The sequence below is a fragment of the Pseudomonas sp. UTLPPB19802 genome (assembly GCF_059730225.1).
In genome coordinates this window covers 4,468,148-4,484,918 of the sequence record NZ_AP048545.1, presented here as the reverse complement: position 1 = coordinate 4,484,918, position 16,771 = coordinate 4,468,148, and the positions used below count along the sequence as shown (strand labels likewise).

The following is a 16,771-nucleotide window of genomic DNA, read 5'->3' as shown; positions in this document are numbered from 1 at the left end:
GAAATAACCAGAAGGGTGAGGGAACATGGATCAGTGGACATTGAAGGCCGTCGAGAGGATTGCCGGCGAACGGCGGGCACCGTACCAGCACATCACGGTCGATCGCCTGACGCCGATCATCGGCGCGCAGATCGGCGGGGTCGACCTGTCCCGGGAGCTGGCAGCGGAACAACTGGCGGAAATCCGTCGGGCCTTCCTGGAAAACCACGTGCTGGTGTTTCGCGACCAGCACCTGAGTGTCGAGCAGCACAAGGCCTTCGGTCGGCTGTTCGGTGAGCTGCGGTCGTTGCCGGTGGAGGATATCGATGGCGACGATGGCGAACTGGTGGTGATCCGGGCGACGGCGCAATCGCGGTTCGTCGCCGGCGAAGCCTGGCACACCGACGGTACTGCCGATCTGGCCCCGTCCATGGGCTCGATGCTGTACATCAAGGAGACCCCGGCGATCGGTACCGGTGGCGACACCTTGTTTGCCAACATGCACCTGGCGTTGGACCTGCTGTCGCCGACCCTGCAGGGTTTCCTCCAGGGGCTGACGGCGATCCATGACGGCGCGATTCCATGGAAGGGCTACCAGGCGCCCGAGGGCCTGCCGAAGAGCGAGCACCCGGTGGTGGTGCGCCATCCGGAGACCGGGCGCAAGACGCTGTTCGTCAACTCCGGCTTCACCTCGCATATCGTCCAACTGTCCGAGGGGGAAAGCCGCGCGCTGCTGGACCTGCTGTTCGATGTGGTGGCCCGCGAGCCGATCCTCACCTGCCGGGTACGCTGGGAGCCCAATACCCTGGTGTTCTGGGACAACCGTTGTACCCAGCACCATGCGGTGTGGGACTACTTTCCGCACTCGCGCTACGGAGAGCGGGTCACCATTCTTGGCGAGCAACCGCAGGCATGGACTGAAAGCTGAAAGCCATTCGCGGGCAAGCCCCGCTCCTACAGGTTGATGCGCCGCTCAAACCTTGGGAGCGACACCGTCCATCTAGGAGCAGGGCTTGCCCGCGAACAGGCCCGAAAGCCTGGCTCTACCATCCAACACGGGACTTCGCTGTGTCAGGCACAACACTGTTGTGACAGGTGGCCGAGCAGGGCATCGACGACCAGTTCGCCAAATGCCAGGTTGCCATGCAGCGGATCATCGATCTCGCAGAATCGCGGGTGTTGCCAACCATCATCGCCGTTGGCCGCAGCCCGTACATCGATCAGGGTGATCCCCAGGCTCCGAAACTGCCGGATCAGCGCGTCCTGTGCCGCGATGAAGACCTGCGGATCGGAAAATTCCGGCACGCGTTGCGGCGGCAATACCACCAGCACCTTGAGACCCAGCGCCAAGACCCGCTCATAAAACGCCAGCGCATGTCGGCTCATCTCCTCGATGATCGCCTCGAACAGCTCCCCGCCGAGGAACCCCGCATCGAACTGGCCGTTCTCGTCCTGGTAGCACTGCCAGTTCGGCCGGCTGGCAAGAAAATGCACACTCAGTCCAAGGGTGCTCACCAGCGGCACCGACAGTTGCCCCATCGCCGTCACCCCGGCCAGCCCGAGCGCCTGGCGGTAACGCTGGTCCATTTCCGGGTCGCGAAAGCCCACGTCATCCGGCATCGTCAGCAGGAAGTCGAGATTGAAGTCGCGCCCGGCACCCAATGGACCGCCGCATACCGCCAAGCCACGGGCCTGCGCGGCCTTGCCGATCGGCCCGGCGTTGGAGTCGCCCAGCAGCAGGAAACTAGGGCTTGGCGTAGTAGTCGAGTACGGCGTCTTCACAAACAAGGTCCTCGCTGGGCAGGTGGGTGATCGGATTGGCGGGCGTTGCGGCGGCAGCCGGCTTGCCCTCCAGGGCGCTGAAGAACTGGCGCATGACGAAGGCCACGCCCTCGGCCGTCACCTCGCGCTGGTTATCTTCGTAGAAGGCGGCCTTGAACGGGGTGCCGGTGACGATCTCGTAGGACGGAAAGTAGTCGACGTCGCGCTGTTCCTCGCATAGCTGGCCGGCTACCGCGCGCAACACCGACTTGGAGTAGGTGGTGGCGGTCAGCACGTGCTGGCCGGTCGCGGTGGCGGTCAGCGGTACCGGTGATACTGTCAGCAGTACCCGGATTCGCGGGTTCACCGAGCGCAACAGTTCCAGCGCCGTGCTCATTTCGCGGTGGCTGTCGACGAAACCGAAATTGCGCAGGCCATGAACCTGCGGGTCGAAAGTCCCCTGCAAGGTACCGGGACAGACCGGATACACCAGGCCGCTGCGCCGATCCACCCAGGCCTCGGTCAGCCCCAGGGTGAAGACGAAGACCTTGGCCCGCTGCAGCGCCGCCTTCATCGCCGCCAGGGTGACGCGCCGCGCCTCCAGCAGCGCTTCCCGGCTGGCATGGCCCTCGGGTTCGACCACTGGCCGCATGGGATCGAAGAAACGCCCGGCGCGGCTCCAGGTTTCCTCCGGCATCGCCTTGACCCCCAGGCACCATTCCAGCCACTGGCGCAGCATCGCCGGGGTATAGAGGTTGCCGGTACGGAAGGAGAACACCCCATAGTGCCGCGCCTTGCACTCGGGCTGCGACAGACCGGCGGGAGCCGGTTCGCTGTCGACCCAGTTCATCCCGCGCTCCACCAGTGCCCGGCCGATATGCTGGGCAAAGCAGGAACCGGCGGTGACGATGGCATCGTCGCGTTCGATATCGAACTGTGGCAGCCACAGTTCGCTGATGCTCGCGGTGGTCTGTTGCGCCACGGCACTGCGCCAGAACGAGCGCGGCGCCAGCAGTTGGTAAGGATTCATCCCTGGGGCACTCCGAGTTGGACCGGGTAGGCGGTGTTCAAGTTGTCGGCTCCAGCGCGCTGGCCGGTTGCCCGGCATCCAGCGCCCGGTAGCCAAGCAGGCCGATGGGCAGGCAGGCCAGCGCCAGGGCGGAAAACAGCACCACGCCGCCAAAATGACTGATCACCAGCGCACCGAGCAAGGGCGCCAGCGCCGAGCCGAGGCCGGCCAGCATGGAAATGCCGATGAAGCTGCCGCGCATGCCCGGCGGCGCGAGGCGGTCGATCATGGTGGCGAACAGCGGCATGACGATGATTTCGGCCAGCGTCGCGAAACCGATCGCCAGGATCCAGCCATGCCACAGCGCGCCGGTGTTCAGGGCGATGATCCCGTGGCCGATCATCAGGCAGCCAAGGGCGAGGACGTACGCGCGCTTGTCGGCGAGGTTCATCAGCCAGCCCATCAGGAACAGGTGGAATACCAGCACCACCGAAGCATTGGTGACGCTGAGGCTGGCGATCACACCATTGATGTCCTCGACCTTGAGGGCCAGCAGATAGAAGGTCAGCGACTCGTCGACCTGGGCGTAGACCAGCACCAGGAAGAAGTTGGCGACGATGATGGTCAGGAACAGCCGGCTGCCGAGGATGGCCCGCAATACCTGGCGCAAGGGCGGCGATGGCGTTTCGGTCGCGCTGGCCAGGTGCGCTGCCTGCAACCGGTAGCGTGCCGCACCGAAGATGGCCAGGGCCAGCAGCCCGTAGGCGCAGGCGGCTATGGGAAACACCGCGTCGCTCTCGCGGTTGGCGAACCACATGCCGATCAACGGCCCGCTGGCCGCCGCGCAGTTGACCACGTAATAGCGGATATGGAAGAGAAAGGTCCGTTCGCTGTCGGTGGCCACGGTATCGCTCAACAGCACCCGCAACAGAGGTTCGAGAATGCTGTGGGCGACCGCCATGCCGATGATCGCGGCGAAGTAGCTGGCCTGGCTGGGCGCCAGTCCCATCAGCAGAAAGCAGCCGGCCCCCAGGGCACAGCCGAAGCCCATCAGGTTACGGGAGTTGAAGGTGTCGCCGAGAAAACCGCTGAGGGGCGAGAGCGCAATGCTGATCAGCGCGCCCAGGGCCAGCTGCGCGCCGATATCGGTGATGGGCGTGCCGAAGCGGCGGTTCATCGCTACCACGATAAAGGGCCAGACCATGAACGAGGCGACACGCGAAATGCCGATGCCGAGCAGCAGCCAGCGGGTTGCAGCGGGCAGGGCCCACAAGGCCTTCCATAGGGCGGGTTTCTGGCGCAGATCCATCTGGCTCGTCTCGACAGGGAAACAGGGCCCCGCCGGGAAGCGGGGGACTGCTCATTGAAGAGGGCAATGCGCCGATATGCAAGCCTTGCGCGGCATGTCGGCGACTTTATGTACGTGGGTGACGAAAACGGCCGTCGAGGCCGTTCACATCAATGCGGGGCGCGGGGAATGGTCTTGAGCAGGTCAGCCGGGCTGATATGGCCAACCACGGCGCTGCCCGGTTGCGGCAGGTCGAGGATGTGGCCCTTGATCTTGCCGATCACGTGCATTTCGCAAGGCTTGCAGTCGAACTTCAGGGTCAGCACTTCATCGCCCTGGATCAGTTGCATCGGTGCGACCTTGGTCCGTACACCGGTCACGCCCTTGGCCTGCTTGGGGCACAGGTTGAAGGAGAAGCGCAGGCAGTGCTTGGTGATCATCACCGGTACTTCACCGGTTTCCTCGTGGGCTTCGAACGCCGCGTCGATCAGCTTGACCCCGTGGCGGTGATAGAAATCGCGAGCCTTCTGGTTGTAGACGTTGGCCAGGAACGACAGGTGCGACTCCGGATACACCGGCGGCGGGCTGGTCTCGGCCTTGCGGCCGCCGCGCGGATGGGCGGCGATGCGTGCTTCGGTCAGGGCTTCGATCACTTCGCGGCGCAGGCTCTTGAGCTGCGAGTTGGGGATGAAGTAGGCCTGTGGCGCATCGAGCTCGATGGCGGTGGCGTGGTACTGGGTGGTGCCCAGTTGGCCGAGCAGGTCGCGCAGTTGTTCCAGGGCCTGTTCCGGCTTGTTGGCCAGGCCGAACGGACCGTCCAGGGCGACGCTGGCGCTGACGCCTTCCTCGCTGGTGGCGGTCAGCTCCAGGCGTTCCTCGCGCAGGCGGGCCGTCCAGCTGACGCCGACACGCCGCTCGGAAGAAGTCTTGAGCAGGGCCTGTTGCCAGTTATGGTCGAGGTTGCGGCTCAACGGATGGTTGGGGCGCAGGCGGTGCATGCCTTCGGGCATCTCGTTGGGTTCGACGCGGTAGCGATAGCGTTTCTCACCGTCTTCCTCGAACTCGCCGCGCGGTTCGGCGACGTTGGCACGGAAGCCGACCACTTCGCGCTTGATCAGCACGTTGAGGCCATCGCCGTTGGACAGCGGCTCGGTGGTCACCACCTGCAGGTCGCGCTTGCCGGCTTTTTCCACCACGCCCACCGGCAGGCCGGTGAAGGTTGGCGTGTCGAAGGCGCCGATGTCGATCTTGCGATCGCTGACGAAATAGTCGGTGCTGCCGCGGTGGAAGGTCTTTTCCGGGTCTGGCAGGAAGAAGTGCGCGGTACGCCCGCTGGAAGCGCGCGCCAGGTCCGGGCGGCCTTCGAGGATGTCGTCCAGGCGCTGGCGGTAGTAGGCGGTGATGTTCTTCACATAGCCCATGTCCTTGTAGCGGCCCTCGATCTTGAACGAGCGCACGCCGGCCTCGACCAGGGCACGCAGGTTGGCGCTCTGGTTGTTGTCCTTCATCGATAGCAGGTGTTTCTCGAAGGCGACCACACGGCCCTGGTCGTCCTTGAGGGTGTAGGGCAGGCGGCAGGCCTGGGAGCAGTCGCCGCGGTTGGCACTGCGGCCGTTCTGCGCATGGGAAATGTTGCACTGGCCGGAGAAGGCCACGCACAAGGCACCGTGGATGAAGAACTCGATCGCCGCATCGGTTTCGTCGGCGATGGCGCGGATTTCCTTGAGGTTCAGCTCGCGGGCCAGGACCAGTTGCGAGAAACCGGCCTGGTCGAGGAACTTGGCGCGCTCGAGGGTGCGGATGTCGGTCTGGGTACTGGCGTGCAGCTCGATCGGCGGGATATCCAGTTCCATCACGCCCAGGTCCTGGACGATCAGCGCGTCGACGCCGGCATCGTAGAGCTCGTGGATCAGCTTGCGTGCCGGCTCCAGCTCGTTGTCGTGCAGGATGGTGTTGATGGTCGTGAAGACCCGCGCGTGGTAGCGGCGGGCGAACTCCACCAACTGGGCGATATCGCTCACTTCGTTGCAGGCATTGTGGCGGGCGCCGAAGCTCGGGCCGCCGATATACACGGCATCGGCCCCGTGCAGGATGGCTTCGCGGGCGATGGCCACGTCGCGGGCGGGGCTGAGCAATTCCAGGTGATGCTTGGGTAGGGACATGTTTTTTTAATCAGGCTGCACGGTCAAGGCGGGCATTGTACCGGCGAAACGCCCGGCCGGCATCCGTTGCCGCCGGGTGGCCTCATTCTCGCGGCTCCCACAGTGATCCGTGCTGCCCTTGAATCAGGCCTTGGCCGCCATCGCGGTCACTTCCACGCGCATGCCGTCGACCGCCAGTGACGCCACGCCCACTGCGGCGCGCACCGGCCAGGGCTTGGCGAAAAAGCGCTTGTAGACCTCGTTGAAGGCCGCGCGATCAGCCATGTCGGTCAGGTAGATGGTCAGGTGCAACACCCGGTCCATCGAGCTGCCGGCCTTTTCCAGGGCGACCTTGAGCGCTTGCAGGGTGCATTCGCTCTGCAGGGTGATATCGCCCAGCTCCAGGCTGCCGTCGGCGCGGGTCGGGATCTGGGTGGAGACCAGCAGGCCGCCGAAACCGGCGACATCGGAGGAAATGGAGTCCGCGTCGGGATCGGGCAGGAAGGTCAGGTCTTGGTTGGCCATGGGAATCTCTTGTCGAGGTTACGCAGGGAAGGGCGCGCGCAAGGCCCGCCCGTTGGCCCGGCAGTATAAGCGCGAGGCGCAGGCGCGGGTACCGCCGTGGCCTGCGACGAGCGGCTGTGGCGGGAGAAAATAGTGACTTGCATGATAGAAGTCGGCATGAAATATTATGAGCATAATTTTCAGCCGTCATAGAGGTCAGTTCGCCATGGGCGCTCAAGTCCAGATTGCCCCGGAAAGTCCCCGCGTCGCCGCCCCGGCCCGGCGCAAACAGCTCGTGCGCCTGGCGGTGCTCGGCGTGGCGGTGGCCGGCGTCGTGGCGTATGGCAGCCACTGGTGGCAGACCGGACGCTTCGTCGAAGACACCGAGGATGCCTACGTCGGTGCCGAGGTCACGGTGATCAGCGCCAAGGTGCCTGGCTACATCAGCGAGGTCGCGGTGAGCGACAACCAGTTCGTCAAGGCCGGGGACCTGCTGGCCCGTATCGATGTGCGTGACTACCGTACCGCCCTGGCCAAGGCCGAAGGCGCGGTAGCCGCACAGCGGGCGAGCCTGGCCAACCTGGATGCCACCGAACAGTTGCAACAGGCGCTGATCAGCCAGGCGCACTCGCAGATCGATGCCAGCGAGGCGCAGGCCCGACGCGCCCATGATGACCATGCGCGCTACCAGACCCTGGTGCGCAGCCTGGCGGTCTCGGTTGAAAGTGCCCAGCGCGCCGATGCCGCCTGGAAGACCGCCCAGGCCGAGCGGGCCCGGGCCGAGGCGGGGCTGCTGGCGGCGCAACGCCAATTGACGGTGATCGACACCCAGCGCCAGCAGGCCCGGGCACTGCTCGAACAGGCGCAGGCCGAACGCGACCAGGCGCAGTTGAACCTCGGTTATACCGAACTGCGGGCGCCTGTCGATGGTTATGTCGGCAACCGCCGGGCCAAGGTCGGCGCCTACGCGGCCGCCGGCAGCCAGCAGATCGCCGTGGTGCCGGCTCGTGGCCTGTGGGTGGACGCCAATTTCAAGGAAGACCAACTGGCGCGGATGCAGGTCGGCCAGGCGGTGAGCATTCAGGCCGATATCCTGCCGGGCCGGGAATTCCACGGCCATATCGAAAGCCTGGCGCCGGCTACTGGCGCGCAGTTCAGCGTGCTGCCGCCGGAGAACGCCACCGGCAACTTCACCAAGATCGTCCAGCGCGTGCCGGTGCGGATTCGCCTGGATGGCCGCGACGCGGATTTCGGCGCGCTGCGTCCGGGCCTGTCGGTGCTGGCCGAGGTGAACACCCGCGAACAACCGGGCCTTGAGCCTGCCGTCGCCCAGGCCAGCCAGCCGTGAGTGGCGTGTCGCCGGCGCTGGGCACCCGGCAGAAGGTCGCGGCCTTTGCCTGCATGTGCCTGGGCATGTTTATCGCCCTGATCGATATCCAGATCGTTTCCGCGTCGCTGCGCGATATCGGCGGTGGCCTGTCGGCAGGGGCGGACGACACCGCCTGGGTGCAGACCGCCTACCTGATCGCCGAGATCATCGTGATTCCGCTGTCCGGCTGGCTGTCGCGGGTGATGAGTACCCGTTGGCTGTTCGCCGCTTCCGCCGCGGGTTTCACCTTGACCAGCCTGCTGTGTGCCGTGGCCTGGAATATCCAGAGCATGATTGCCTTCCGGGCCCTGCAGGGTTTTCTTGGCGGCTCGATGATCCCGCTGGTGTTCACCACCGCCTTCATCTATTTCAACGGCAAGCAGCGGATCATCGCCGCCTCGACCATCGGCGCCATCGCTTCGCTTGCCCCGACCCTCGGCCCGGCGGTTGGTGGCTGGATCACCGATATTTCCTCATGGCACTGGCTGTTCTATATCAACCTGCTGCCGGGCCTGTTCGTGACCATCAGCGTGCCACTGCTGGTCCGGGTCGACCAGCCGAACCTGGCGCTGCTCAAAGGCGCCGACTATCTGGGCATCGTGCTGATGGCGGTGTTTCTCGGCTGCCTGGAGTACACCCTCGAAGAGGGGCCACGCTGGAACTGGTTCAGCGACAGCACCATTACCCTGACGGCCTGGGTCGCGCTGGGCAGTGGGGTCCTGTTCATCTGGCGCTGCCTGGAGATCGATGAGCCGATTGTCGACCTGCGCGCCCTGGGGGATCGCAACTTTGCCCTGGGTTGCCTGTTTTCATTCATTACCGGTATCGGCATTTTCGCCACCATCTACCTGACGCCGCTGTTTCTCGGGCGGGTGCGGGGTTACGGCGCGCTGGACATCGGCATTGCGGTGTTCTCCACGGGGATCTTCCAGCTGCTGGCGATTCCGGTGTATGCGTTCCTGGCCAGTCGTTTCGACCTGCGCTGGGTGTTGATGCTGGGGCTGGCACTGTTTGGGCTGTCGATGTGGAATTTTGCGCCGATTACCCATGATTGGGGGGGCAAGGAGTTGTTGCTGCCCCAGGCGATACGTGGGTTCGCCCAGCAGTTGACGGTGGCGCCGACGGTGACGCTCACCCTTGGCTCACTGGCTCCGGCTCGGCTGAAGCTGGCTTCGGGGCTGTTCAACCTGATGCGCAACCTGGGGGGCGCGATCGGGATCGCCGCGTGCGCCACGGTGCTGAATGATCGCAGCAACCTGCATTTCCTGCGGTTGGCGGAGCACCTGAGCATCCGCAACGAGGAGATGACCCTTTGGCTGGAGCAGTTGAGCGACAGCGCCCAGGCGCTTGGCCAGGACAGCCTGGATGTCAGCCAGATCGCGCTGCGGCAACTGTGGGCGCTGACCTGGCGCGAGGCGCAGACGCTGACCTATGGTGATGCGTTTCTGGTGATCATGCTCTGCTTCATCCTGGCGACGGCGCTGGTGCCGTTGATGCGCAAGGTGCAGCCGCCGCAACAACCGTCTGCGGATGCGCATTGATTGGGGGCGAGGGCGCCTGCTTGCGTGTTTGGAGCAGTGCGGCCTCGATAGTGGAGCGGTCAGGGTGTTTCTGGTTCGGCTTTCTCCGGGGGGTGGATGGGGGGCTTGGGGCTGCTCTGATTGTGTGTATATCCGTTTGCGCGTTTAGCTGATGTAGCAATTTCGCCCCTTACGGGCGAGTTCCTTTTGGCAAACGCCCCAAAAGGAACCAAAAGGGCTTGCCCCTCCATTCGGCCCTCGCTACGCGAGGGTTCCTTCGCTCCGGTTCTGTTTCGAGAGCACGCCGCGATGGGCCATCCATGGCCCAACACGGCTCGCCCGGCATCCCTGCCGGGCGTCTCTCGAAACAGAACCTCCACTCAGCCTGCTGGGCGGGGCCGGTAGGTCAAAAGCAAGATCAAAAGCCGAAGCCGAAGCCGAAGCCGAAGCCAAAGCCAAAGCCGAAGCGGAGTGATGGGCTGGTCGGGATATTGTCGACAGCACGGTCCCCTGCAGGAGCGTTCGGGCGGTGATACGACTTGCCCGCGAAGAGGTCGGTAGCACATGGCAAGAACCAACGGCCTGTAGGCGCATGCTCCACGGTGAAACGCGTGTAGACTTCCACGCCTTGATATCGGCACTGGTAAGGCGTGCGTATGGATCTGCGTCAGTTGGAAGCGTTTGCGGCGGTGATGTCGGCGGGGAGTGTCACTGCGGCAGGGAAGATGCTCGGCCGCTCACAGCCCTCGGTCACTCGGGTGATCCAGGAGCTGGAGCAGGAGTTGGGTTTCGCCCTGTTCGAACGCAGCGGGCCGAAGGTCACGCCGACGCACAAGGCGTTCATGATGTATGGCGAGGTCGAGAGCGCCTTGCTGGGGATTCGCAATATCCACCAGCGCGCGCAGCATATCGCTCAGGAGGAGAACCACCAGATCAAGTTGGTGGCGATTTCCGCCCTGGCGGCCGGGCTGTTGCCGGCAGCCTTGTCACGCCTGCCCGAGGCACTGCGACCGCAGCAGATCCAGTTGCAGAGCATGTCGCCGGAGAATGTGGTGCAGGCAGTGCTCTCCAAGACCATGGACCTCGGCGCGGTCAGTCTGCCGCTGGAACATCGTGGGCTGGATATCCATTGGATCGGTGAGGCCTCCTGCGTCGCCGTGCTGCCGGCGCATTCGCCACTGGCCGCCCACGAGGTGTTGCCCATGGAACTGCTGGCTCGGCAGACGCTGGTGACCATGGCCAATCCCTATCGCTTTCGCCGGCGCATCGACAAGGCTTTTCTCGATGCGGGTTGCGGTACGCCGCGCATGCTCGATACCAATACCTCGCTGATCGCCATGCAGATGGCCAAGGCCGATCTGGGCATTGCCCTGGTCGACCCGTTCACGGCCAAGGGCGTTCCGGTGGAGGGGGTGGTGGTGCGCTCGCTCGGCTGCCATATCCCGTTTTTCTTTGGCCTGATCTCGGCCTTCGCCAGCCCGCTGTCGGACGTCGCCCGTGCACTGATCGATGAAATCGCCCGTTCGGCAAAGCTGCTGCTGCCAGAGATGGTGATGCACGACGCGGCGGCCCATGACGCACTGCTGCAGAGCATTTACGCCGAGTAGTCCGCCAGCCGGAGCAAGCCGCGGCCTCGAATAGATCACTATAGTTATATAAATATGCATTTTTGTGCTTTGCGAGAATAAAAAGCGCCTCTTAGTATTCGGTTTACGAATTGAAGGCCGTCATGAATTCATATTTGAATATTCAGGCGTGGCCTTTGAAGGAATGCGACTCAAGGTGCGGGAGCTGTTCTCCCGACCTCCATGCCGAGTACCGAATACATGTCCGATGCAACCCTCGCCGCTGGCCTTGCGAAACTGGAAGCGCGCCTGCGCCAGGATCTCGAATGGCTGGACCTGCCTGCCAAACCCTGGGTCAAGCCACGCCTGAACGGAGGCGAGGTGGTGCTGGACGTCGCGATTATCGGCGGCGGCATGGCCGGCCTGGCATTGGCCGCCGAGCTGCGTCACCAGGGCGTGGCGGCGGTGATTTTCGACCAGGCGCCCGCCGGTTTCGAAGGGCCCTGGGCGACCACCGCGCGCATGGAAACCCTGCGCTCGCCCAAACAGCTGACTGGCCCGGCCCTGGGCTTGCCGGCGCTGACGTTCCGGGCCTGGTTCGAGGCGCAGTTCGGCCTGCCGGCCTGGGAGCAACTGGACAAGATTCCGCGCCTGCAGTGGGCCGATTACCTGCGCTGGTACCGCAAGGCCCTGGCGCTGGACGTACGCAACGAGCACCGGGTGAGCAAGGTGACGCCGCGTGCCGATGGCCTGGTGGAGCTGGAGGTGCAGGCTGCGGCACAGACACTGCACCTGCACGCACGGCATGTGGTGCTCGCCACCGGCCGCGATGGCCTGGGCGGCCCGTGGGTGCCGGATCTGGCGCGGGCGCTGCCCTACGAGCTGTGGGCGCATTCCGCCGACGGCCTGCAGAACGAGTGGTTCGAAGGCAAGCGGGTCGCGGTCATCGGCGGCGGCGCTTCGGCCATGGACAGTGCCGCGACGGCATTGGAAGCCGGCGCGACCAAGGTCGACCTGCTGATCCGTCGGGCCGAACTGCCGCGCATCAACAAGGGCAAGGGTGCTGGCAATCCGGGGATGACCCACGGTTACTGGCGGCTGCCAACGGCCTGGAAATGGCGCCTGCGCAACTACCTCAACACCCAGCAGGTACCGCCACCACGGGGCAGTACCTTGCGGGTTTCGCAATCGGGCCGGGCGCGTTTCCTGCTCGACTGTCCGCTGGTGGCCGCACAGGAAAACCCGGCAGGCGGCGTCTGGCTGGATACGCCCACCGCGCGGATCGAGGCCGATTTCGTGGTATTTGCCACGGGCTTCCGGACCGATTTCCGCTTGCGTCCGGAGTTTTCGCCGTTTTCTTCGCAGGTGCGCACCTGGCGTGATCGTTTCGAGGCCCCGGCCGACGAGAAGGATGCCGAGCTGGCGGAGCTGCCGGACCTGGGCAGCAACTTCGAGTTCCAGGAACGGACCCCTGGAGCCTGTCCCGGACTGGATCATATCCACTGTTTCAGCTATCCCGCCGCTCTCAGCTTCGGTGCGGTCTCCGGCGATATCCCGGCGATCAGCGAAGGGGCCAGGCGCCTGGCCCAGGCGCTGATCGGCGAATTGTTCAATGCCGACATCGAGCAGCACTACGCGGCCATGCGCGACTACGCCGAGCCGGAACTGCTCGGTGACGAGTGGGTCGCCAGCCAGCCGGATGCCCACGAGCTGCGCCCATGATCGGCTGGACCCTGCGCCGGCTGACCCAGTCACTGCTGGTCATCTGGCTGATGACCCTGGTGGTGTTCGTCGGCCTCAATGCCATCGGCAACCCGATGGATATCCTGATCGGCGAAGACCTCAACCAGGCCGAACGCCTGCAGGCCATCGCCCACCTGGGCCTGGACAAGCCGCTGTGGGAGCAGTACCTGATCTTCCTCAAGGGCGCTCTGCACGGCAACCTCGGGCAGAGCTTCGTCTACCACGAAGACGCCATGCGCCTGATCCTGCAACGCCTGCCGGCCACCTTCGAACTGGCGTTCAGCGCGATGTGCCTGGCGGTGCTGATCGGCGTGCCGCTGGGGTTGTTCGCCGGAATGTATCCGGAGCATCCGCTGTCACGGTTGATGATGGCTGGCAGCATCGTCGGTTTCTCGCTGCCGGCGTTCTGGGTCGCGCTGATGATGATCCTGCTGTTCTCGATCACCCTCGGCTGGCTGCCGGCCAGCGGCCGCGGCGCCACCCGCGAGCTGTTCGGCGTGCAGTGGTCGTGGCTGACCCTCGATGGCCTGCAACACCTGTTGCTGCCGGCGCTGAACCTGGCGCTGTTCAAGATTTCCCTGGTGCTGCGCCTGACCCGCGCCGGCGTGCGTGAGGTGCTCCCCCAGGAATTCGTCAAGTTCGCCCGGGCCAAGGGTCTGTCGCCGCTGCGGGTGATGACCATGCATGTGATGCGCAACACCATGATCCCGGTGGTCACGGTGTTGGCGATGGAGCTGGGTTCGACCATCGCCTATGCGGTGGTGACCGAAAGCATTTTCTCCTGGCCGGGCGCGGGCAAGCTGATCCTGGACAGTATCAACACCCTGGATCGTCCGGTGGTGGTGGCTTATCTGATGGTGGTCGTGGTGATTTTCGTCGTGCTCAACCTGGTGGTCGATGGCTTGTATTACCTGCTCGACCCGCGTGTTCGTATCGAGGCTGGCCGATGACTGCTGTCCTTGCAAGGCGCTTGTCCGTAGAGTCGCCGTGGCGCCGGGTACTGGTCGAGTTTCTCGGCTCGCCCTCGGCCGTCACCGGCCTGGTGGTGTTGCTCGCCGTGATGCTGGTTGCGCTCCTGGCACCGTGGATCGTGGTGCAGAACCCCTATGACCTGATGCAACTCAACGTGCTGGACGCACGACTGCCACCGGGCAGCGCCAACATGGACAGCGGCTACACCTACTGGCTGGGTACCGATGGGCAGGGACGCGACCTGGTGTCGGCGATCATCTATGGCCTGCGGATCAGCCTGTGGGTCGGTATCGGCTCGGCACTGATCGCCGCAGTGATCGGCACCTTGCTCGGCCTGCTGTCGGCCTACCTCGGCGGCTGGGTCGATGCCTTGCTGATGCGCCTGGTGGACCTGCTGCTGTCGTTCCCGGTGATTCTCATGGCGCTGATGATCCTCGCCTGGCTGGGCAAGGGTGTCGGCAACGTGATGCTGACCCTGGTGCTGCTCGAATGGGCCTACTACGCTCGCACCTCCCGTGGCCAGGCACTGACCGAAAGCCGCCGGGAATATGTCGATGCGGCGCGAGGGCAGGGCATCGGCGCGTGGCGGATCGTCGTCGGGCACATCCTGCCCAACTGCCTGCCACCGCTGATCGTTATCGGCGCCCTGCAGATCGCCCGGGCGATCACCCTGGAGGCGACCCTGTCGTTTCTCGGCCTGGGCGTGCCGGTGACCGAACCGTCCCTGGGCCTGCTGATCTCCAACGGCTTCCAGTACATGCTCGGCAACGAGTATTGGATCAGCCTGTTTCCTGGTCTGGCGCTGCTGATCACCATCGTCGCGATCAACCTGGTAGGCGATCGCCTGCGTGATGTCCTGAACCCGAGGTTGCAGCGATGAACCTGCCTGAACCTTCAATCGCTGCAGCAGCGAACTCTGCCGCCATGCCGACGCTGGACGTGCGCAATCTCAGCACCTCTTTCCATACCCGTGCCGGCGTACTGCCGGCGGTGCGCGAGGTCTCGCTGCGGGTGCAGCCGGGGCGGATTCTCGGGTTGGTGGGCGAATCCGGCTCCGGAAAGTCGGTCACCGGTTTCTCCATTCTCGGCCTGGTCGATTCGCCCGGACGGATCAGTGGCGGCCAGGTGCTGTTCCAGGGGCGCGACCTGACCCGGCTTGCGCCAGCGCAATTGCGCGAATTGCAGGGCAACCGCATCGCGATGATCTTCCAGGACCCGATGATGACCCTCAATCCGGTGCTGCGTATCGATACCCAGATGATCGAGGCGGTGCGTGCCCATCGCCCGGTGGGCAAGCGTGAGGCACGCGAGCACGCCGCCCGTACCCTGGGGCGGATGGGTATCGCCAGCCCGGAGGAGCGCCTGCGCGCCTACCCCCATCAACTGTCCGGCGGCATGCGCCAGCGCGTGGCGATTGCCATCGCCTTGCTGCATTCGCCGGACCTGATCATCGCCGACGAGCCGACCACCGCCCTGGACGTGACGATCCAGGCGCAAATCCTCAGCCAGGTGCAGCAACTGGTGCGTGAGCAGGGCACCTCGCTGATCTGGATCACCCATGACCTGTCGGTGGTGGCCGGCCTGGCCGACGACGTGGCGGTGATGTACGCCGGGCGTATCGTCGAGCAGGGCACCGTCGATGATGTGCTCGACCAGCCGCAGCATCCCTACACCCAGGGACTGATCGACAGCCTGCCCAGTCGCAACCGGCGCGGCCAGCGCCTGCGGCAGATCCCCGGCATGGCCCCGGATCTGTTGTCGATGCCGGCTGGTTGCGCGTTCGCCAGCCGTTGTCCACGGGCTTCGCAGTTGTGTGCCGCAGAGCCTCAGGCATTGCAGATGCCCCGTGGGCGGATCGTCCGTTGTTTTCATCCGGGAGCCGCCGATGCACAGTGAGCAGATCCCCCTCATCGAGCTGAACCAGGTCAGCAAGACCTTTGGCAAGGCCCCCGGCGATGGTGCCATCCAGCACCTGCTGCGACGCTTGCGCCTGAGCCGCCCGCACCCGCAGACCCACGCCGTCGACCGGGTCGATCTGCGAATCGCGCGCGGCGAGGTCGTCGGCCTGGTCGGCGAGTCCGGGTGTGGCAAGTCGACCCTCGGGCGGATGGTCGCCGGGTTGCTGCCGGTGTCCTCGGGCAGCGCCCGGGTCGATGGCCTGGAACTCGACAGCCTGACTGCCGAGCAGCGCCAGGCCGTGCGGCTGAAGGTGCAGATGATCTTCCAGGACCCGTCGGCCAGCCTCAATCCACGACTGCGGGTCGACCGCATCGTCGGCGAGGGTGCGCTGTTGCACGGTCTTACCGACAAGCGCGGCTTTGACGACTACGTCAGCACCCAGTTGGAGCGCGCCGGCCTGAACCCGCAGTTGCGCCAGCGTTATCCGCACCAGTTCAGCGGTGGCCAGCGCCAGCGCATCGGTATCGCCCGCGCCCTGGCGGTGCAGCCGCAGTTGCTGGTGTGCGACGAGTCGGTGGCGGCCCTGGATGTGTCGATCCAGGCACAGATCCTCAACCTGTTCATGGACCTGCGCGATGAACTGGGCCTGACCTACCTGTTCATCAGCCATGACCTGGGCGTGGTCGAGCACCTGTGCGACCGCGTGGTGGTGATGTACCTCGGCCGGGTCGTGGAAAGCGCCGCGGTCGACGAATTGTTCGCCCGCGCCAACCACCCGTACACCCAGGCGCTGCTGGCGCAGATTCCGCGTTTCGATGTCCGCAGTACCCGTTATGACGCGATCAAAGGGGAAATCCCCAGTCCGCTGAACCCGCCCGGCGGGTGTCATTTCCATCCTCGCTGCCCGCATGCCACGGCACGTTGCCGCGAGGAAATTCCAGCCCTCAGGGAGGTTTCGCCGAACCACCTGAGCGCGTGTCACCTCAACGAGCAGCCATGAAAGGGTGCATCGACACCCGCG

Annotated in this window: 15 protein-coding genes; 9 read left to right on the top strand and 6 right to left on the bottom strand. The window is 64.9% G+C overall.

Features of this window, described 5'->3' with window-relative positions:
* Positions 1–25: 25 nt before the first annotated feature.
* On the top strand, positions 26–907 hold the full coding sequence (locus tag AC6I6U_RS19440) for a TauD/TfdA dioxygenase family protein (RefSeq protein ID WP_497877647.1): 882 nt from the start codon (positions 26–28) through the stop codon (positions 905–907).
* A gap of 143 nt (positions 908–1,050) precedes the next feature.
* On the opposite strand, the gene AC6I6U_RS19435 is transcribed toward AC6I6U_RS19440, so the two are convergent.
* The 5 genes from AC6I6U_RS19435 to AC6I6U_RS19415 all read right to left on the bottom strand — a co-directional run bounded on the left by AC6I6U_RS19435 (position 1,051) and on the right by AC6I6U_RS19415 (position 6,703).
* The gene (locus AC6I6U_RS19435) at positions 1,051–1,761 is read right to left on the bottom strand and encodes a hypothetical protein (RefSeq protein WP_497877646.1); all 711 of its coding nucleotides are present in this window, start codon (positions 1,759–1,761) and stop codon (positions 1,051–1,053) included.
* Positions 1,724–2,770, bottom strand: coding sequence for a GSCFA domain-containing protein (locus AC6I6U_RS19430; protein WP_497877645.1), 1,047 nt, complete (start codon positions 2,768–2,770; stop codon positions 1,724–1,726). Before AC6I6U_RS19430 ends, AC6I6U_RS19435 begins: the two co-directional genes overlap by 38 nt.
* Before the next feature lie 37 nt (positions 2,771–2,807).
* Positions 2,808–4,058 carry an MFS transporter gene (locus AC6I6U_RS19425; RefSeq protein WP_497877644.1) on the bottom strand — a complete coding sequence of 417 codons (1,251 nt, stop codon included), beginning with the start codon at positions 4,056–4,058 and terminating at the stop codon, positions 2,808–2,810.
* 149 nt (positions 4,059–4,207) lie between these two features.
* Positions 4,208–6,199 (bottom strand): peptidase U32 family protein, encoded by a 1,992-nt coding sequence (locus AC6I6U_RS19420; protein ID WP_497877643.1) that lies wholly within the window; start codon positions 6,197–6,199, stop codon positions 4,208–4,210.
* A 123-nt stretch (positions 6,200–6,322) separates the two neighbouring features.
* The gene (locus AC6I6U_RS19415) at positions 6,323–6,703 is read right to left on the bottom strand and encodes a RidA family protein (RefSeq protein ID WP_497877642.1); all 381 of its coding nucleotides are present in this window, start codon (positions 6,701–6,703) and stop codon (positions 6,323–6,325) included.
* 205 nt (positions 6,704–6,908) lie between these two features.
* On the opposite strand from AC6I6U_RS19415, the gene AC6I6U_RS19410 reads away from it, so the two are divergent.
* Both AC6I6U_RS19410 and AC6I6U_RS19405 read left to right on the top strand, forming a co-directional pair.
* Complete coding sequence (locus AC6I6U_RS19410; protein ID WP_497877641.1) at positions 6,909–8,030, top strand: HlyD family secretion protein; 1,122 nt, start codon at positions 6,909–6,911, stop codon at positions 8,028–8,030.
* Positions 8,031–8,083: 53 nt separating this feature from the next.
* Positions 8,084–9,592 carry a DHA2 family efflux MFS transporter permease subunit gene (locus AC6I6U_RS19405; RefSeq protein WP_497883068.1) on the top strand — a complete coding sequence of 503 codons (1,509 nt, stop codon included), beginning with the start codon at positions 8,084–8,086 and terminating at the stop codon, positions 9,590–9,592.
* Between the two features lie 397 nt (positions 9,593–9,989).
* On the opposite strand, the gene AC6I6U_RS19400 is transcribed toward AC6I6U_RS19405, so the two are convergent.
* A complete protein-coding gene (locus tag AC6I6U_RS19400) occupies positions 9,990–10,196 on the bottom strand; it encodes a hypothetical protein (RefSeq protein WP_497877640.1) in 207 nt (68 codons plus the stop codon).
* A gap of 31 nt (positions 10,197–10,227) precedes the next feature.
* On the opposite strand from AC6I6U_RS19400, the gene AC6I6U_RS19395 reads away from it, so the two are divergent.
* The 6 genes from AC6I6U_RS19395 (at position 10,228) to AC6I6U_RS19370 (ending at position 16,750) form a co-directional block, all read left to right on the top strand.
* Positions 10,228–11,178 carry a LysR family transcriptional regulator gene (locus tag AC6I6U_RS19395; protein WP_497877639.1) on the top strand — a complete coding sequence of 317 codons (951 nt, stop codon included), beginning with the start codon at positions 10,228–10,230 and terminating at the stop codon, positions 11,176–11,178.
* Between the two features lie 219 nt (positions 11,179–11,397).
* Positions 11,398–12,858: a SidA/IucD/PvdA family monooxygenase gene (locus tag AC6I6U_RS19390; protein WP_497877638.1), complete on the top strand. Its 1,461-nt coding sequence runs from the start codon at positions 11,398–11,400 to the stop codon at positions 12,856–12,858.
* Entirely contained in the window at positions 12,855–13,829 is a 975-nt protein-coding gene (locus tag AC6I6U_RS19385; RefSeq protein ID WP_497877637.1) for an ABC transporter permease, read from the top strand. Before AC6I6U_RS19390 ends, AC6I6U_RS19385 begins: the two co-directional genes overlap by 4 nt.
* Positions 13,826–14,731: an ABC transporter permease gene (locus tag AC6I6U_RS19380; protein WP_497877636.1), complete on the top strand. Its 906-nt coding sequence runs from the start codon at positions 13,826–13,828 to the stop codon at positions 14,729–14,731. The genes AC6I6U_RS19385 and AC6I6U_RS19380 overlap by 4 nt, the downstream gene beginning before the upstream one ends.
* Positions 14,728–15,747 (top strand): ABC transporter ATP-binding protein, encoded by a 1,020-nt coding sequence (locus tag AC6I6U_RS19375; RefSeq protein WP_497877635.1) that lies wholly within the window; start codon positions 14,728–14,730, stop codon positions 15,745–15,747. Before AC6I6U_RS19380 ends, AC6I6U_RS19375 begins: the two co-directional genes overlap by 4 nt.
* On the top strand, positions 15,737–16,750 hold the full coding sequence (locus AC6I6U_RS19370) for an ABC transporter ATP-binding protein (RefSeq protein ID WP_497877634.1): 1,014 nt from the start codon (positions 15,737–15,739) through the stop codon (positions 16,748–16,750). Before AC6I6U_RS19375 ends, AC6I6U_RS19370 begins: the two co-directional genes overlap by 11 nt.
* Positions 16,751–16,771 lie beyond the last annotated feature (21 nt).